The organism is Streptomyces sp. NPDC006458 (assembly GCF_040612135.1).
In the GTDB taxonomy this organism is placed as follows: Bacteria; Actinomycetota; Actinomycetes; order Streptomycetales; family Streptomycetaceae; genus Streptomyces.
This window is the reverse complement of the sequence record NZ_JBEXPR010000003.1, coordinates 234347-249933: the sequence shown is the minus strand read 5'-3', so window position 1 is coordinate 249933 and position 15587 is coordinate 234347. Positions and strand designations below refer to the sequence as shown.

At 72.6% G+C, this 15587-nt stretch carries 12 protein-coding genes and 2 pseudogenes; 6 read left to right on the top strand and 8 right to left on the bottom strand.

Features of this window, described 5'->3' with window-relative positions:
- Positions 1-9 precede the first annotated feature (9 nt).
- From ABZZ79_RS06420 to ABZZ79_RS06400, 5 genes and pseudogenes are all read right to left on the bottom strand, one after another.
- The gene (locus ABZZ79_RS06420) at positions 10-1206 is read right to left on the bottom strand and encodes an AAA family ATPase (RefSeq protein WP_356687071.1); all 1197 of its coding nucleotides are present in this window, start codon (positions 1204-1206) and stop codon (positions 10-12) included.
- Positions 1203-2984 (bottom strand): ankyrin repeat domain-containing protein, encoded by a 1782-nt coding sequence (locus tag ABZZ79_RS06415; RefSeq protein ID WP_356687069.1) that lies wholly within the window; start codon positions 2982-2984, stop codon positions 1203-1205. Before ABZZ79_RS06415 ends, ABZZ79_RS06420 begins: the two co-directional genes overlap by 4 nt.
- Positions 2981-4135 carry a gala protein gene (locus ABZZ79_RS06410; protein ID WP_356687067.1) on the bottom strand — a complete coding sequence of 385 codons (1155 nt, stop codon included), beginning with the start codon at positions 4133-4135 and terminating at the stop codon, positions 2981-2983. Before ABZZ79_RS06410 ends, ABZZ79_RS06415 begins: the two co-directional genes overlap by 4 nt.
- Before the next feature lie 57 nt (positions 4136-4192).
- A pseudogene (locus ABZZ79_RS06405) lies at positions 4193-4265 on the bottom strand.
- Between the two features lie 93 nt (positions 4266-4358).
- Positions 4359-4871 carry a hypothetical protein gene (locus ABZZ79_RS06400; protein WP_356687066.1) on the bottom strand — a complete coding sequence of 171 codons (513 nt, stop codon included), beginning with the start codon at positions 4869-4871 and terminating at the stop codon, positions 4359-4361.
- 62 nt (positions 4872-4933) lie between these two features.
- On the opposite strand from ABZZ79_RS06400, the gene ABZZ79_RS06395 reads away from it, so the two are divergent.
- Complete coding sequence (locus ABZZ79_RS06395; protein ID WP_356687064.1) at positions 4934-7366, top strand: bifunctional serine/threonine-protein kinase/ABC transporter substrate-binding protein; 2433 nt, start codon at positions 4934-4936, stop codon at positions 7364-7366.
- Between the two features lie 59 nt (positions 7367-7425).
- Here the strand turns inward: ABZZ79_RS06395 and ABZZ79_RS06390 are convergent, their stop codons facing one another.
- Positions 7426-7569 (bottom strand): hypothetical protein, encoded by a 144-nt coding sequence (locus ABZZ79_RS06390; protein WP_356687062.1) that lies wholly within the window; start codon positions 7567-7569, stop codon positions 7426-7428.
- 248 nt (positions 7570-7817) lie between these two features.
- Here ABZZ79_RS06390 and ABZZ79_RS06385 point away from each other — a divergent pair, with 248 nt between their 5' ends.
- A complete protein-coding gene (locus tag ABZZ79_RS06385; protein ID WP_356687060.1) occupies positions 7818-8021 on the top strand; it encodes a cold-shock protein in 204 nt (67 codons plus the stop codon).
- 286 nt (positions 8022-8307) lie between these two features.
- A complete protein-coding gene (locus tag ABZZ79_RS06380) occupies positions 8308-8730 on the top strand; it encodes a DUF6083 domain-containing protein (RefSeq protein WP_356687058.1) in 423 nt (140 codons plus the stop codon).
- A gap of 44 nt (positions 8731-8774) precedes the next feature.
- On the opposite strand, the gene ABZZ79_RS06375 is transcribed toward ABZZ79_RS06380, so the two are convergent.
- Positions 8775-9611 carry a hypothetical protein gene (locus ABZZ79_RS06375; protein WP_356687056.1) on the bottom strand — a complete coding sequence of 279 codons (837 nt, stop codon included), beginning with the start codon at positions 9609-9611 and terminating at the stop codon, positions 8775-8777.
- Positions 9612-9765: 154 nt separating this feature from the next.
- On the opposite strand from ABZZ79_RS06375, the pseudogene ABZZ79_RS06370 reads away from it, so the two are divergent.
- A pseudogene (locus ABZZ79_RS06370) lies at positions 9766-9995 on the top strand (SAM-dependent methyltransferase); the annotation flags it as partial.
- Positions 9996-10150: 155 nt separating this feature from the next.
- Here the strand turns inward: ABZZ79_RS06370 and ABZZ79_RS06365 are convergent.
- Entirely contained in the window at positions 10151-10531 is a 381-nt protein-coding gene (locus ABZZ79_RS06365; RefSeq protein WP_356687054.1) for a VOC family protein, read from the bottom strand.
- Between the two features lie 814 nt (positions 10532-11345).
- Between ABZZ79_RS06365 and icmF the strand changes: the two genes are divergently transcribed.
- Positions 11346-14576 carry a fused isobutyryl-CoA mutase/GTPase IcmF gene (icmF, locus tag ABZZ79_RS06360; RefSeq protein WP_356687052.1) on the top strand — a complete coding sequence of 1077 codons (3231 nt, stop codon included), beginning with the start codon at positions 11346-11348 and terminating at the stop codon, positions 14574-14576.
- Between the two features lie 173 nt (positions 14577-14749).
- Positions 14750-15490 carry a VOC family protein gene (locus tag ABZZ79_RS06355; RefSeq protein ID WP_356687050.1) on the top strand — a complete coding sequence of 247 codons (741 nt, stop codon included), beginning with the start codon at positions 14750-14752 and terminating at the stop codon, positions 15488-15490.
- The last annotated feature ends 97 nt before the right edge of the window (positions 15491-15587 follow it).

Genomic DNA, 15587 nt, shown 5'->3' with positions numbered 1-15587 from the left:
GTCGGCCGGTCAGCGCGCGCCCGGCAGGGCGCCGGCGAGCTGGAGCAGTTCCAGGAAGGCGTCGATGCCCGGCGGGATCGGCCAGTCCGGCTCGCGCATCACGGCGAGATCCCGGGCGGCCCGCGCGGCCACGTCGGGCACCCCGGCGTCCACGGCCTTGGCGAGGACCTCCCAGCCCGCCTCCCAGCGAGGCCGGGTGGGCTCGCTCTGCACGGCGGCCACCACGGCGATGAGGAACGCCAGTTGGCGGTCGCCGCGTTCGGGCAGCGCGAAGGCGGACGGGTCGGCGAGCACCCGGTCGGGATCGGGCAGGTCGAGGTTCTCCAGGTACGACAGCAGCTCGATCCCGGCGGCGTCACCGACGGCACCCGTCACGGCGGCGGCCTGCGCCTCGCGTCCGGCGCCGGACGCGTACCCGGCGGCGAGGAGCCGCAGCGCCATCTCCCAGGTGCGCGGGGAGGGCCAGGCGCGGCCGCGGCCCTCGGCCTCCTTCGGCATGTGGTGCACCAGCCCGGGGCGGGCGGTGAGGAAACCGGAGATCACACCGCGCGCTCGGGCCACCGCGCCGGGCACTCGCGCGGGGTCCACCGTGGGCAGCATGGTCTCGGGCCAGGTGCCGGCCATGCCGCGGGCCACGGTGCGCGGGTCGTGCGTCCAGTCGAGATGGACGAAGCGGTTGGCGAGCGGCGGGGTGAGGTGCCAGCCGTCGGCGGCGCTGGAGGGCGGGTTGGCGGCGGCGACGATCCGTACCGACTCGGGCAGGACCAGGCTGCCGACCCGGCGTTCGAGGACCACCCGCAGCAGGGCGGCCTGCACCGCGGGCGGCGCCGAGGACAACTCGTCGAAGAACAGCAGCCCGTGCCCGGTGCGGGCGAGCCGGACGGCCCAGTCCGGCGGGGCCATCGGCACACCCGAGACGGCCGGGTCGTCGCCGACGATCGGCAGCCCGGCGAAGTCGGACGGTTCGTGAACGCTGGCGACGACCGTTTCCAGGCGGACCCCGAGAGCGGCGGCCAGCTGTTCCATGCCGGCGGACTTGCCGATACCCGGCTCACCCCACAGCAGCACCGGCTGATTGGCCGTCACCGCGATTGCGAGCGCCTCCAGTTGAGGGTTGCCCGCCGGTTCGCTGCGGGTGACGCGCAGCCGGGCGTTGAGGGCGTCGGCGGCCGCGAGGGCGGCGGGCACGCCAGCGTGACCGGTCATGCGTCCTCGTCCTCGTCGTCCCAGCCGGGTTCGTCGTCCCGCTCGCTCATGTACTCGTCGTACCACTCGGAGCCGATGCCGGGATGTTCCCTGAGCACGCGGCGGCGCAGGAACATCAGGTCGGTGCGCTCGTAGCGGCGGACGACCTGGGCCAGGGAGAGCTCCATCTCGTCGATGACGTCGATCCGGGCACCGGCGTCGAGCAACTCGGTGACCAGCAGGACCGATCCGCCCCAGTGAACGGCGTTCTGCAGCGGTGTGCGGTCCGTCTTGTCCCGCGCCTCCAGGTCGAGCCCTGCGGCCAGCAGCCGTGGCAGCAGCTCCCGGTGGTCGAGCAGGTGCAGAAGGTGCAGCAGGCCGCGCCCCCGGCCGTCGCGCACGTACGGGTCCGTACCGGCGTCGAGCAGGTCCAGCACGGCGGCGGTGTCCCCGTGCTGGACGTGCTGGAACAGCTCGCGCCGCTGGTCTTCGAGGCCGCGGGGCAGCCGTCCCTCTCCGGTGGCCCAGGTGTGCCGGACGGCGAAGCAGCCGGACACGGCCCCGCCGAAGGCCCGCAGGGCGAGCTCGCGCTGCTGCTCCTGCCGGGTGTGCGGGATGTCCAGTACGCCGTCACGGGCGACGACCTCGTGCCAGTCGCGTCCGCAGCGGACCCGGACCGGTGCGGGTGTCGTCGCCGGGCCGGGCGGGCCGACGGCGGGTGCGGCCTGCGGGAACAGGGCGGCGCTCACCAGCGGGTGGAGGTCCTCGGGCCGGCTGCGGCCGGCGCGCAGCAGGCCGATGTCGGGCAGTGGCTGCCAGGCGTACGAGGGCAGCATGGGGACGCCGTCCTCCTGGCCCCGGTCCCGTCCGGTGACGCGCGCCCGCGCGCCCTCGGCGGGGCCGGGTTCGATCCGCAGATGGCCGTGCCAGTCGACGGGGAGGCGGAAGACCGGACCGCGTCCGGCGCGCTCCAGCAGCCGGATCTCGGGGGATACGCGGGTGAGGTCGGGGGCGACGAGCGTGACGAGCTCGGCCACGTCGAGATCCCGGTAGGAGCGCGGGCCCCGGGGCGGGGTGGTGAGGTCGAGGTCGAGCCCGGCGGCCGCGTACGCCTCGATGTGGGCGCCGCGGGACTGAAGGACGGCGACCCATTCGGCGTGCGCGGCCGGGTCGGCGGTGCCCGGGTCCTCGGCCGGCAGTTCCTCCGGGGTCAGCGGGGTGCCGTCCGGGCGCAGGAACGGCAGCCGGTCGCAGCCCACCGGGCCCGCGCTGTACCGGAGTTCGCCGGTGCTGCGGGCGTCCCAGAAGCGGCGGGCGGCCGTCCAGTCCTCGGTGGTGTACCGGAGACCGTGGAGCTGGTCCTCGGCGGGCGGGACGGCGGGTCCGAAGCGCAAGGTCAGCCGCTGGGGCCCTTCCAGCATCGGAGAGGTCGTCAGCGAGAGCACCGGGCCCGCGGTGCCGTAGGAGGCGAGGACGATCCGCCGGGCGGGGGTGACCGTGGTGTGGCCGCCGAGGACGCGCGGCAGGTGCCAGCGCAGCAGGTCCGGGGCCAGATGGAGCAGGTCGTCGGCCACCTGGGCGGCCACCTCGGGGCCGTACTGGTCGGCGACGCGTTCCGGGTCGAGGTCGGAGGGGACGTCCAACGCGGCCGCGGCGCAGGCGGCGCGCCAGTCACCGGCCAGGCGGGCCTGCGTGGCGGCCTCGATCATCCGGCGCGGGACGGCGTAGCGACGGACGCGGGCCCAGGCGGAGGCGTCGGCGGGCGAGAGGGCCGCGGGTGACACCGGCTGCGGGTTCATCGGTACAGGCTGCCTATCGCGCGCAGGTCGAGGTGGGTGGGCCGGGCGGGGCACAGCCGTTCGGCGAAGGACCGTTTGACGCGGCGGGGCAGGCCGGGGCCGAGACCGACGTATTCGAGGCGGTGCCCGTCGGGCAGGGCGGCGAGCAGGCTCTTGGCGCCGCGGCCGGTGATGCCGGTGTGGCGCAGTTCGAGGCGGCGCAGCGGGCTGCCCGGCAGCGCCGTGGCCAGGGCGTGGGCGCCCTCGTCGCCGGTGGCGTTGCCGGGGGCGCCGAGGCTGCGCTCGGACATGGCCCGGCCGAGGTCGAGGGTCTCGATTCCGTCGAGCGCTCCGGCGAGGGCGCGCGCTCCGGCGGGGCCGATGCCGTTGCCGCCGAGGCCGAGGCGGACGGGCCGGGTCGCGTCGGTCGCGGCGGCCAGGACGGCGGTGCCCTCGTCGCCGAGGTGGTTGGCCGTCAGGTACAGCTCGCGGACACCGGCGTCCCGGACGAGGGCGGCGAGCAGCGGCGCGTCGGCGGGGCCGAGGCCGTTGCCGCCGAGGAAGAGTCGCTCCAGGGGGGCGTCCCGGTCGAGGAGGGCGTCGAGCAGGAGGCGTACGCCCGTGGCGCCGAGGCCGGAGTTGACGAGGTCGAGGGTGCGCAGGGCGGTGTTGCGGCGCAGCAGCCCGGCAAGGGTGCGGGCACCGGCTTCTCCCACGGGGTTGCGCTTGAGCCACAGGGCACGCACCGCGGTGTCGTCGGTGAGCGCGCCGGCGAGGGCGCTCACGCCGTCCGGGCCGATGCGGTTGCAGCCGAGGTAGAGGGTGTGGATCCCGTGGGAGGCTCCGGTGTCACGGGCCGTCACCAGCGCGGCGGCCACCGACCGGACTCCGTCGTCGCCGAGGGAGTTGGTACCCAGGAGCAGATGGGCGGCGTGCGGGGAGACGGTGGCCGCGGGCAGCAGCCGGGCGGCGCCGTCGGGGCCGAGGCCCTGCTTGCACAGGTCCACGCGGCCGTCGGCGCGCAGGGTGCCGAGCGGGAAGACCTCGTCCTCGGTGACGGGCCGGGCGTCGGCGAGGCGGGCCGTCAGGGGGCCGAGTGCCGCCGGGTCGGCGAGCGGCAGGTCCGGATGCTCGATCGCGGGGCAGCGTACGGGCGTTGTCGGCTGGGTCATGACCACTCCACCGGTCCTGCGCCGGTGCCCGGCGTCCGCGTCGACATCAAGTAGACGCAAGACCGGTCGGATTCGAACCGACGTCCTCCAGCTCGATGCGTGGGCGCGACGACCTCTGCGCTACGGCCTTGCTGCGGACGATCATAGCCACACCGGCCCGGGAACGGGCCCCGGGCCCGGCACTACGTGGGGTGCGGCCGGGCCCTGCTCGCCGACGCCCCGCTCAACCGCACCACGCAGGGCGGCGGGCAGAGACCGGAGGTAGACCGGGGGTAGACCAGGGGTCTGTTCCGACGGGGAGCCCGTCGAGCTGGAGCGTCCCGGCAGCCGCACTCTCACCCTGACCGGCGTCCCCGCGATCCACCGACCCGGCGCCCGCGAGCAGGTCGAGCCGGTCCTCGGCCAGGCGGCGGGCTTCGCCTTCACCGGTGAGGGCCTGCCCACCGGCTACGTCAGCGGCGGCGACGCCTCGCTCGACGCGGTCAAGGAGACGGCCGACCGCCTCCGTCCGTTGGACACCGCCGTCCTCTTCGCCGGCGCGCCCCGCATGTCCGTCGTCTTCGACGCCCGGTGCGTCGTTCTGGACAGCGCCCAGCCCGCCCGGATCCTCGGGGCCCGCCGCGCGGTTGGCGGTCCACCGCGACAGCAGGGCCACTTCACCGAGGGCGGTGACGATCTGGAGCGCGAGCCGGGTCGGCGCGGGCCTGCTCCGAGCCGCGCCTCCGCCCCCACTCACGAGGATGTGATCAAGCCACCGTTCCCTCACCTGAACAGCTCGGCAAGACCTAGAGTATGCGCGTGACGGAGCAGAACCCCGAACTCATCGCCCACCGGTACCAGCTGGTCGAACGCATCGGCCAGGGCGGTATGGGCCGCGTCTGGCGTGGCGTGGACCAGCAGCTCTTCGGGCGCGAGGTCGCCATCAAGGAGATCCTCTTCCCGCCGGGGATGGAGGAGGCCGACCGCGCCACGCTGCTCAGGCGCTTCACCGGTGAGGCCCGCGCGGCGGTCACTCTCAGCCACCCCGGGATCATCACTATCCATGACGTCGTGGAGCACCACGGCGCCCCCGTGATCGTCATGGAGTTCATCCGCGGCGAGTCCCTGGCCGCCACCATCGGCCGACAGGGCCGGTTGCCCGTACGGCGGGTGGCCGAGATCGGCGCCGCCATGCTCGACGCGCTCGCGGAGGCGCACGAGGCGCGGATCGTCCACCGCGACATCAAGCCGGACAATGTGCTCCTGACCAAGGACCGGGTCGTCCTCACCGACTTCGGCATCGCACACCTCGCGGACGCCACGACCAAGTTGAGCCACAGCGGGATCGTCATCGGCACGCCGCAGTACATGGCCCCGGAGCAGCTGGAGGGCAAGCGCCCGACCCCCGCCAACGACCTGTGGGCACTCGGCGCCACCCTGTACCACGCGGTCGAGGGGCAGCCGCCGTTCGAGGCGGAAGGGCTCCACGCCCTGGCCGTGGCCGTCTTCACCCGCCCGCACCGGGCACCGGTCCACGCCGGACCCCTCGCGCCCGTACTGGAGGCGCTGCTCACCAAGGACCCGGAGCAGCGGGTGGGCGCCACCGAGGCCGCCCGGATGCTGGCTTCGGTGCTGCGTTCCCTCCCCGCCGGGGACGACGCGGACGCAGCACACAAGCCGGAGCCGGGGCCGGAGTCCGAGCGCGATCCCGTAGCGACACCGACACCGACACCGACACCGACGCCGGTTCCGGACGCCGCGACGGAGCAGGCAACACCGCCTGTGCCCCCTGTGCCCACGCCACCGCAGACACCCACGGTGCGCGATTCCGGAGCGGCCCCGGCCGACCCCCGGCGCCCCGTCCCGGACCGGCCGACCAGCCCGCCGCCGGTCCCCACACCCGCGCCCGAACCCGTCCCCCCGACCGAGGACCTGGTCTCGCTGGGGACCACGGCCAAGGTGGAGACGGGCGAGCAGAAGTCGGTACGGACGCGCGCCCTCACCCGGCGTTCCGTGATCCTTGGCACGGCGCTGGCCACGCTCACGGCCGGTTCCGTCCTGACCTGGACCCTCTCCCATCAGGACGAGACACCCCACGGCGGCGGAGCGTCCGGCGGCGGCGCCAAGGCCCCCGCCGTCACGGTGGTGATCGGGGTGGACGCGCCGCTCAGCGGCGGTCTGTCCTCGATGGGCGTCGGCATCCGCAACTCCGCCGACCTGGCGGTCAGGACCGCGAACGAGAAGGGGCACGTCCCCGGCGTCAAGTTCGAGATCAAGGCCCTGGACGACGCGGCCGACCCCACCAAGGGCGCGCCGAACGCCGCCGGCTTCGTGTCCGACGCGAAGGTGCTCGGCGTCGTCGGACCGCTGAACTCCAGTGTGGCCCGGACCCTGGTGGCACCCCTGGCCCAGGCGGACCTGGTCAACGTCTCCCCGGGCAACACCGACCCCGTGCTGACCCTGGGCCCCGACTGGGCCGCCGGCACCAAGTCCCGTCAGTACGACACCTACTTCCGCACCGTGGCCACGGACGCGGACCAGGGGCCGTACGCCGCCCGGTACCTCTACACCGAGGCCGGGAAGAGCAAGCTGTTCGTCATCGACGACAAGAGCGCCTATGGCAGCAGCCTCACCTCCGGTTTCACGGCCGAGTTCGAGAAGCTCGGCGGGACGGTGGTCGGCGCGGAGCACGTCGATCCCTCGCTGAGCGACTACCCCGGCCTCGCCGCGAAGGTCCGGGCCTCTGGCGCCGACGCCGTCTGGTTCGGCGGCTACTACGACACCGCCGGGGCGCTCTCCAAGCAGCTCAAGCAGGACGGGGTCGACATCCCCCTGATGGGCGGCGACGGCATCTTCGACCAGGAGTTCCTCACGTTTGGCCCGGAGGCGGACGGCGACCTCGCCCTCAACATCGGCGTGCCCGCCGAACACCAGGCGGGCGGGGCGGACTTCCTCGCGCGGTACCGCGAGGCGGGGTACCCGCAGGAGGCCGGCTGGTACGGGCCGTACGCCTACGACGCGACCTGGAGCCTCATCGAGGCCGTGAAGTCCCTCGTGGAGGCCAACGGCGGCACCCTCCCGCGGGACGCCCGCGCGAAGATGCCGCAGGCCGTGTCCCGGCTCGCCTTCGACGGGGTCACGGGTCACGTCGCCTTCGACGAGTACGGCGACATCCGCAACCGGGGCCTGACGGTGTACTCGGTGGCCTCCGGCCGGTGGACCGCCGTGACCAGCGGCACCGCCACCGACTGACGCCCGTCGGCCGAAGTACCGGTACCAGGGCCCCGCCCGTCTCGGCTCAGGCGGCCGGCTCACCGCCCGGCTGCCCGCGCCGCCCCCGCGCCGCACACCGCGCCGCCCCCGCTCCGCACACCGCGGCGCTCGGCGTCGTCCCCGCCTCGCACACCGCGGCGGTCCGTGGCGCCGCCGAGGTCCTGCGCGCCGTCCACGCCCATCCGACCACCTCCGGGGCCCGACCGACCGCCCGCTCAGATCGACCTTTCGGAGGTGGCCGCAGCCGACGTATGCCTCCGATGCGGCCGTTTCCCACCCCCCGACTTCGTGGCGTTTTCAGGCCCGTACGAAAATGAGTCGGATAACTGGGCTCCGACAGGGTAGAACGGACGCCGGGGCCTTCCGGCGACGGACGGCCCTGCCCACAGACACAGCCGGGACCTCTCGGCGATATCGAAGGACAAGCAGCATGGCCAGCGGCACCGTGAAGTGGTTCAACGCCGAAAAGGGCTTCGGATTCATCGCCCAGGACGGCGGCGGCCCGGACGTCTTCGCTCACTACTCCAACATCAGCGGCAACGGCTACCGGGAGCTGGTCGAGGGCGAGCAGGTCACCTTCGACGTGACCCAGGGCCAGAAGGGCCCCCAGGCCGAGAACATCGTGCGCGGCTGACCAGGTAATGCGCCCCGCCCCGTGTGAGAGCGACCGTCCAGAGCGGCATCACTGACGCGGGGTGGAGCAGTTCGGCCGTTGCGAGGCCCGTCACCGTCAGGTGGCGGGCCTCCGCGTTCTCCTGGACCAGTCGCACGTGTACGTCACTCGCGCCCCATGGGGCGGTTTGCGTCAAACGTTCAATTAGGCCAGATCGCAACCTACTGGAATCAGGTCCGATTCGCTCACACTCAAGTACATGGGGGGATTATTCGAGTGGGATGAGCGCATATGTGATCACTGCGGTGTGGCCGGTCCCACCGTGCGCGGCCGTGGGCGCATCGACTTCATGACGAGGCTCTGCGAGGCCTGCTGGAACGAATACGCCAACCACATGGCGGAAGCCGACGGGGCCACAGCCGCCCCGAGACCGGAATTCGACGCCGACGACGTGACATGGGTAGAGCCGCCGGTCTGTCCCGACTGCGGGACGTCGATTCGCGTGTACCCCACCGCCTACGACCGCTGGGTCAGCCTCGACGCACTGGAACTGCCCGCCAAGGACGTCCCCAGGCCCTTCAGCTGGCGTCTGGTGAGACTGCCGGCGCGATCATCCCTCGTCCCCGTCGACATCGTGGCCGTACGGGTCCGCGGGATCGACCCGCTCCCGGGCGACCCCGTCGTACCGGCGCACAGCATGTCATGCGTCCCCGAGTGGGGAGAGCCGTAGAGCGCGGAGCGGCGGGCGAGGGCCCGGTGTGGATCGGCCTTCCCTCACTGTGGGGTGCCGCCACCGGGAACGTCGGCGCTGATGCGCTCCAGGAGAGTGCGCACCTCGCCCAGGCGAGGGTGGGCCGGGTGCAGATGTCCTTCACAGTCGGCCAGAGCCCGGCGGGCCGCCGCCTCCGCCTCGCTCCGGTGCCCCAGCCCGAGCAGGGCAGTGGCCGTCACCAGGTCCAGGTTCCCGCTCAGCGCCCGGTCCCACTCCGGGGTGAACCGGCGTGCCTCGGTGAGGGCCTCGCCGTGGCGGCCCTGCCCGTTGAGGCTGCGCACCAGACCGCAGTGCAGCGCGGCGGCCGTGGGGCCTTCGGCGCGGGGCAGGTTCCCCCGGGCGATCGCCTCGGCCTCCTCGTGGCGGCCCAGCCCGCACAGCGCATCCACCAGGTTGTCCAGCACGCACAGTTCCAGCTTCCACACCGAGGTCAGATGCTTGAGCCGGGCCACTTCGCGCAACAGGTCCCGCGCCTCCACCTCGACCTCGGCATGCCGCCCCTGCGAGTTGAGGACCGACGTGCGGTTGCACCGGACCAGCAGCGGGAGGGTCCGCCCGGAACCGGTCCTGCCGCTCAACTCTTGTATGAGGGCTTCCATCTCGGCCAGCACCTCCGTCCCGCGCCCGTGGGCACAGGCCAGGGTCGTGGCCATCGCCTTCGCGTGCCACGTCACCGCGAGACGACTCGCGCGTCGCCGCAGGCGCCGGGCTCCGGCCTCACACGCTCTGGCCTCCGCCTCGGCCTCCTCGTACCTGCCCTCCTTCGTGAGCTGCAGGACGTACTTGAGGACGGCGGCGAGCCGCCGCCTGCGGAGAGAGGCCGGCCGAGGAAGATTCACAGTCGGCGAGGGTACGTGAGCATGCTCAGGTCATGGTCGGCGGGGCAGGGAGGTCCGGAGCAGGACCGGAGGCGGCGAAAGCGAGGCGAACGAGCGGGCGTGAAGACCGCGATTGCCTCGACTGGTCCCAGCGCCTGGAGCTACTGTCGCGAGCATGGTCGAGCACGATGCCCTCAGCGCCACCCGCGAGGCCTACGACGCCGTCGCCCCCACCTACGCGCGCAGCTGTTTCGGGGCGAACTGCGTGACAGACCCCTGGACCCCGCGATGTTGAGTGCCTTCGCCGAGGTCGTGACCGCCGACGGCGGCACCCGGGTCGCGGACCTGGGGTGTGGGCCTGGCCATATCACCGCCCATCTGGCCGAGTTGGGGCTGGCGGCGTTTCGACCACACCGGCCGTCGGCAGGGGTGTGGGGCCGTCTCACGACCGAGGCGGCCGCCTTCGAACGGGTGGGCCGTCGCCGAATTCCCGTCTGTCCCGAGAGCGGCCAGGGGGATTTCGACGACAGGCCCTCGGGCCTTACCGGGACCGCGAACCGTCAGAGCGGGTTGAGGCGGGTCTTGAGCAGGCAGAACTCATTGCCCTCGGGGTCGGCGAGAACGTGCCAGGACTCCTCGCCGGTCTGGCCGATGTCGGCCGGGCGCGCCCCGAGCTTGAGCAGGCGTTCGAGCTCGGCGTCCTGGTCGCGGTCGGTGGCGTTGACGTCGATGTGCAGCCGGGGCTTGCCCGGCTCCGGCTCGTCCCTGCGGCTGAGGAAGAGCGTCGGCTGCGCGCCGCCGAACCCTTCGCGCGGCCCGATCTCCATGCTGCCGTCCTCTTCGCGCCCGAGCACCACGAAGTCCAGGACCTCGCACCAGAACCGCGCCAGCACCTCGGGGTCGCGGCAACCGAGCACGAGTTCACTGATACGACATGCCATTGACGAAACCTGCTCTCAGCGTGGCGTGGGGAACTGCCCGGATGGCCGGACGGGGAGCTCCCGGGCTCCCCGCAGTGGCAGTTCGCACGAGACCGTACCCGGCGAAGTGAGCAGGTGCGAAGGGTTTTCGAGGTCCCGGCCCCGCCCGGTGGGGCCGTCGGGTCGGGACCGTGAAGCCGGGCAGGGGCGGACTGACTTCGGATACGGCCGGGCGCCGCCGCCCGTGCCCCATGCCGCCGCCTGTGCCCGGCGTCCGCGCGCGTCCTCGTCCACCCGAGCACGCTCCGCTGTCGGCTTGGCAGGGTGACGGAGGTGGGCGGGATCGGCCTCCAGGACCCGTCCGCCCGCTTCGCCGCCCTGCTCCGGTTCCGCCGCACCGGCCCGTACGGCAGGCCCTCCCTCCGCCCGGACTCGCCCTACGGCCCGGCCGCCCGCCGGACCGGGTGCGGGTACGCGGGGCCAGGGGCTCGGGGGGCCGGGGGCCGGAGGCCGTGGGACCGGGAGACCGGCGGATCGGGGGCGTGGGACCGGGAGACCGGGACCGGGAGGCGTGGGACAGGGACCGGGAGTCGGCGGACCGCGGGTCCAGGGCACCAGGGGGGCCAAGGCGCCAAGGCACCAGGGCGCCAGCAGACCGGGGTCCGGCCCGGGCCCCACCCCGGTCGTGCGGCTCGGAAACGCACGGCCCGACGGCCTCCCGCAACCTACGAAATCGCCGTGCTCCTGGTCACACAGGGATGCCTGCCTGTGATTTAGTAGGACGTCCTAGTATCTCTGCGAGCGCTACGTTCCAGCGTCCGGTCCGGAGGGCCCCATGAGTGATCTGCACCGACCCGTGCATCCCGTTCGCCTGGTCACCGCGTCAGCCCTGTTCGACGGCCATGACGCCTCGATCAACATCATGCGGCGGATCTTCCAGTCCCAGGGCGTCGAGGTGATCCACCTCGGGCACAACCGGTCGGTGAAGGAGGTCGTCGACGCGGCGCTCGAAGAGGACGCGCACGGCGTCGCGGTCTCGTCCTACCAGGGCGGACACGTGGAGTACTTCGAATACCTGGTGGAGTCGCTGCGCGCCCAGGGCGCGGACCACGTCCGCGTCGTGGGCGGCGGCGGAGGCGTCATCGTGCCCGAGGAGATCTCCCGGCTGCGGGCGAGCGGGGTGACGATCTTCTCGCCCGAGGACGGCCAGCGCATGGGCCTCGCAGGCATGGTCAACTCTGTGGTCGCCGACTGCGACTTCGACCTGTGGGACACCAAGCCCGCCGAGGCGGCGGCCGTCCTCGCCGGCGACCGGTTCGCCATCGCCCGCGCCGTCACCGGCGCCGAGCTGGGCAAGCTGCCCGCCGCCTTCCTCGACGAGCTGCGCACCGCCACCGCGACGCGGCAGGTCCCCGTCCTGGGCATCACCGGCACCGGCGGCTCCGGCAAGTCCTCGCTCACCGACGAACTCGTCCGCCGGCTCCGCGTCGACCAGCAGGACAAGCTCCGCATCGCCGTGATCGCCGTCGACCCGACGCGCCGCCGCGGCGGCGGCGCGCTGCTCGGCGACCGCATCCGCATGAACTCCCTCGACGGCGGCCAGGTGTTCTTCCGCAGCCTGGCCACCCGCGGCAGCCGCGAGCTGCCCGAGCACCTCTCCGACGTGATCGACGTCGTGAAGGCCGCCGGCTTCGACCTGGTCGTCGTCGAGACCCCCGGCATCGGCCAGGGCGACGCGGCCATCGTGCCGTTCGTCGACACCAGCCTGTACGTGATGACGCCCGAGTTCGGCGCCGCCTCCCAGCTCGAGAAGATCGACATGCTCGACTTCGCCGACGTGGTGGCGATCAACAAGTTCGAGCGGCGCGGCGCCCTCGACGCCATGCGCGACGTCGCCCGCCAGCTCATCCGCAACCGCGAGGCGTTCGGCCTGCGCCCCGAGCAGATGCCGGTCTACGGCACCTCGGCGGCCACCTTCAACGACGACGGTGTCACCGCGCTCTACCAGCACCTCAGGTCCCTGCTCGGCGGGAAGGGCCTGCCGTTGTCCGAGGGCAGCCTGCCGGCGGTCGACGTCCGGCACTCCTCCGGGATCCGCCAGGTCGTGCCCTCCGACCGGGTCCGCTATCTCGCCGAGATCACCGAGACCGTCCGCAAGTACCACTCCGAGACCCTCGTCCTCGCCGAGGCCGCCCGCCGCGTCCAGCGGCTCGCTGCGGTCCGCGACGAACTCGTCGAGGCCGGCTCCGACGACACCGGCGTCCGGGCGCTGCTCGACGGCGCCCGCCGGGCCCTCCCGCACGACGTCACCGAGCAGATCGCGGGCTGGCCCGCCGTCGTCGCGCAGTACGCCAAGGACGAGCTGGTCGTGAAGGTCCGGGACAAGGAGATCCGCACCAAGCTGGTGCGCGAGTCCCTCTCCGGCAACAAGATCCCACGCGTCGCCCTGCCCCGCTACGCCGACCACGGCGAACTGGTGCGGTTCTGGCGGAGCGAGAACCTGCCCGGCCACTTCCCCTTCACCGCGGGCGTCTTCCCGTTCAAGCGCGACGGCGAGGACCCGGCGCGCATGTTCGCCGGCGAGGGCGACCCGTTCCGCACCAACCGCCGCTTCAGGCTGCTGTCCGAGGGCCAGCCGGCGACCCGCCTGTCCACCGCCTTCGACTCCGTCACCCTCTACGGCCGCGACCCCGACGAGCGCCCCGACATCTACGGCAAGGTCGGCACCTCCGGCGTCTCGGTCGCCACCCTCGACGACATGAAGGCCCTCTTCGACGGCTTCGACCTCGTCGCGCCGACCACCTCGGTCTCCATGACCATCAACGGACCCGCCCCGACCATCCTGGCGTTCTTCCTCAACACCGCGATCGACCAGCAGCTCGACGCCTTCCGCAGCGCCAACGACCGCGAGCCGTCCGCCGACGAGGCCGCCGGACTGCGCGCCAAGGCGCTCGCCAACGTGCGCGGCACCGTGCAGGCCGACATCCTCAAGGAGGACCAGGGCCAGAACACCTGCCTGTTCTCCACCGAGTTCTCGCTGCGCATGATGGCCGACGTCCAGGAGTGGTTCATCCAGAACCAGGTCCGCAACTTCTACTCGGTGTCCATCTCCGGCTACCACATCGCCGAGGCCGGCGCGAACCCCATCAGCCAGCTCGCCTTCACCCTCGCCAACGGCTTCACCTACGTCGAGGCGTACCTGGCACGCGGCATGGACATCGACGACTTCGCGCCGAACCTCTCGTTCTTCTTCTCCAACGGCATGGACCCCGAGTACTCCGTCCTCGGCCGCGTCGCCCGGCGCATCTGGTCCGTCGCCATGAAGGAGAAGTACGGCGCCAACGAGCGCTCCCAGAAGCTCAAGTACCACGTCCAGACCTCGGGCCGCTCCCTGCACGCCCAGGAGATGGACTTCAACGACATCCGCACCACGCTGCAGGCCCTGATCGCCATCTACGACAACTGCAACAGCCTGCACACCAACGCCTACGACGAGGCGGTCACGACCCCCACGGAGGAGTCCGTCCGCCGCGCCCTGGCCATCCAGCTGATCATCAACCGGGAGTGGGGCCTGGCGATGAACGAGAACCCCCTCCAGGGGTCGTTCATCATCGACGAGCTCACCGACCTGGTCGAGCAGGCCGTGCTCACCGAGTTCGAGCGGATCAGCGAGCGCGGCGGCGTGCTCGGCGCCATGGAGACCGGCTACCAGCGCGGCCGGATCCAGGACGAGTCGATGCTGTACGAGCAGCGCAAGCACGACGGCACCCTGCCGCTGATCGGCGTCAACACCTTCCGCAACCCGAACGCCGACACCGCGGAGCCGGGCGTCATCGAGCTGGCCCGCGCCACCGAGGAGGAGAAGCAGTCCCAGCTGGACCGCGTGCACGGCTACCAGTCCTCCCACCTGGAGCCCGCGCACGCGGCCCTGGAGGCCCTCAAGACCGCGGCCATGGAAGGCCGCAACGTCTTCGCGGTCCTCATGGACGCCGCCCGGGTCTGCTCGCTGCAGCAGGTGACCGACGCCTTCTTCGAGGTCGGAGGCCAGTACCGCCGCAACGTCTGACCCAGCGGCGGCCGGACGGGCCGACGAGACAGGGCCGGGGCGCCCCGGGGACACGGGCAGGTCGCAGGACCGGTACCGCGCCCCGGGGCACCTGCCTCGGTACGTTCGATGGGCTCGGCCCGCCGCACCGTGCGGGCCCCACCGTCGCGTAGTGGGCGAATAGGATCGCCGGCATGGCACTGCGACCTGTTCACTTGAACATCAAGGCTGTTGACGGCCCGGCAGTCGGCCGGTTCTGGGCGCAGGCGCTGGGCTGGAGTGCCTACAGCCCCGGCGTGACCACCTACGTCGGACCCGTCGGCGGCCTCGTCTGGCCGGACCCGGTCGCCGTCGGCATCGACGTCGTTCCCGTCCCGCGACCCAAGTCGGCGACGAAGAACCGTGTGCACCTCGATCTCGCCACCACCTCTGCAGCCCATCAGACGGAGTTGGTCGCACGCCTGAAGGCTCTCGGCGCGACGCCCGCCCACGTGGGCCAGGGCGACGTGCCGTGGACGGTCCTCGCCGACCCGGAGGGCAACGAGTTCTGCGTGCTGGAGCCCCGGGAGGTCTACCGGGACACCGGGCCGATCGCCGCGGTGGTGGTCGACTGCGCGGATCCGCGGGCCATGGCCCGGTTCTGGGGTGAGGCGGTGGACTGGACCCTGCACGAGGTGACCGACGATCATGCCGCGCTGCGCTCCGCAAAGGGCGTCGGCCCGTATCTCGAATTCCTCCGCACCCCCGACGTGAAGACCGTGCCGGACCGCGTCCACCTTGACCTGCTGCCCTACCCCGGTGACGACAAGGCGGCGGAGGTGGCCCGGCTGCGGACCCTCGGCGCCACCGACCTCGACGTCGGCCAGGGCGACGTCCCCTGGACGTGCCTGGCCGACCCGGAGGGCCACGAGTTCTGCGTCCTCGCCCTGTCCTGACGCGGACCCTCCTTCACTCGATGGTGTGAACCCTGCGGACACGACCGGCGACCATCTCACCGAGACGTGTGCCTCCGACAACGCCAACGTGAGCTCG

Excerpts from the sequence above, each read along its gene's own strand:
- ABZZ79_RS06415 (WP_356687069.1), bottom strand. The coding sequence starts at position 2,984 with ATGAACCCGCAGCCGGTGTCACCCGCGGCCCTCTCGCCCGCCGACGCC.
- icmF (WP_356687052.1), top strand. The coding sequence starts at position 11,346 with ATGAGTGATCTGCACCGACCCGTGCATCCCGTTCGCCTGGTCACCGCG.
- ABZZ79_RS06355 (WP_356687050.1), top strand. The coding sequence starts at position 14,750 with ATGGCACTGCGACCTGTTCACTTGAACATCAAGGCTGTTGACGGCCCG.
- ABZZ79_RS06365 (WP_356687054.1), bottom strand. The coding sequence starts at position 10,531 with ATGGCATGTCGTATCAGTGAACTCGTGCTCGGTTGCCGCGACCCCGAG.
- ABZZ79_RS06410 (WP_356687067.1), bottom strand. The coding sequence starts at position 4,135 with ATGACCCAGCCGACAACGCCCGTACGCTGCCCCGCGATCGAGCATCCG.
- ABZZ79_RS06420 (WP_356687071.1), bottom strand. The coding sequence starts at position 1,206 with ATGACCGGTCACGCTGGCGTGCCCGCCGCCCTCGCGGCCGCCGACGCC.
- ABZZ79_RS06390 (WP_356687062.1), bottom strand. The coding sequence starts at position 7,569 with ATGGGCGTGGACGGCGCGCAGGACCTCGGCGGCGCCACGGACCGCCGC.
- ABZZ79_RS06385 (WP_356687060.1), top strand. The coding sequence starts at position 7,818 with ATGGCCAGCGGCACCGTGAAGTGGTTCAACGCCGAAAAGGGCTTCGGA.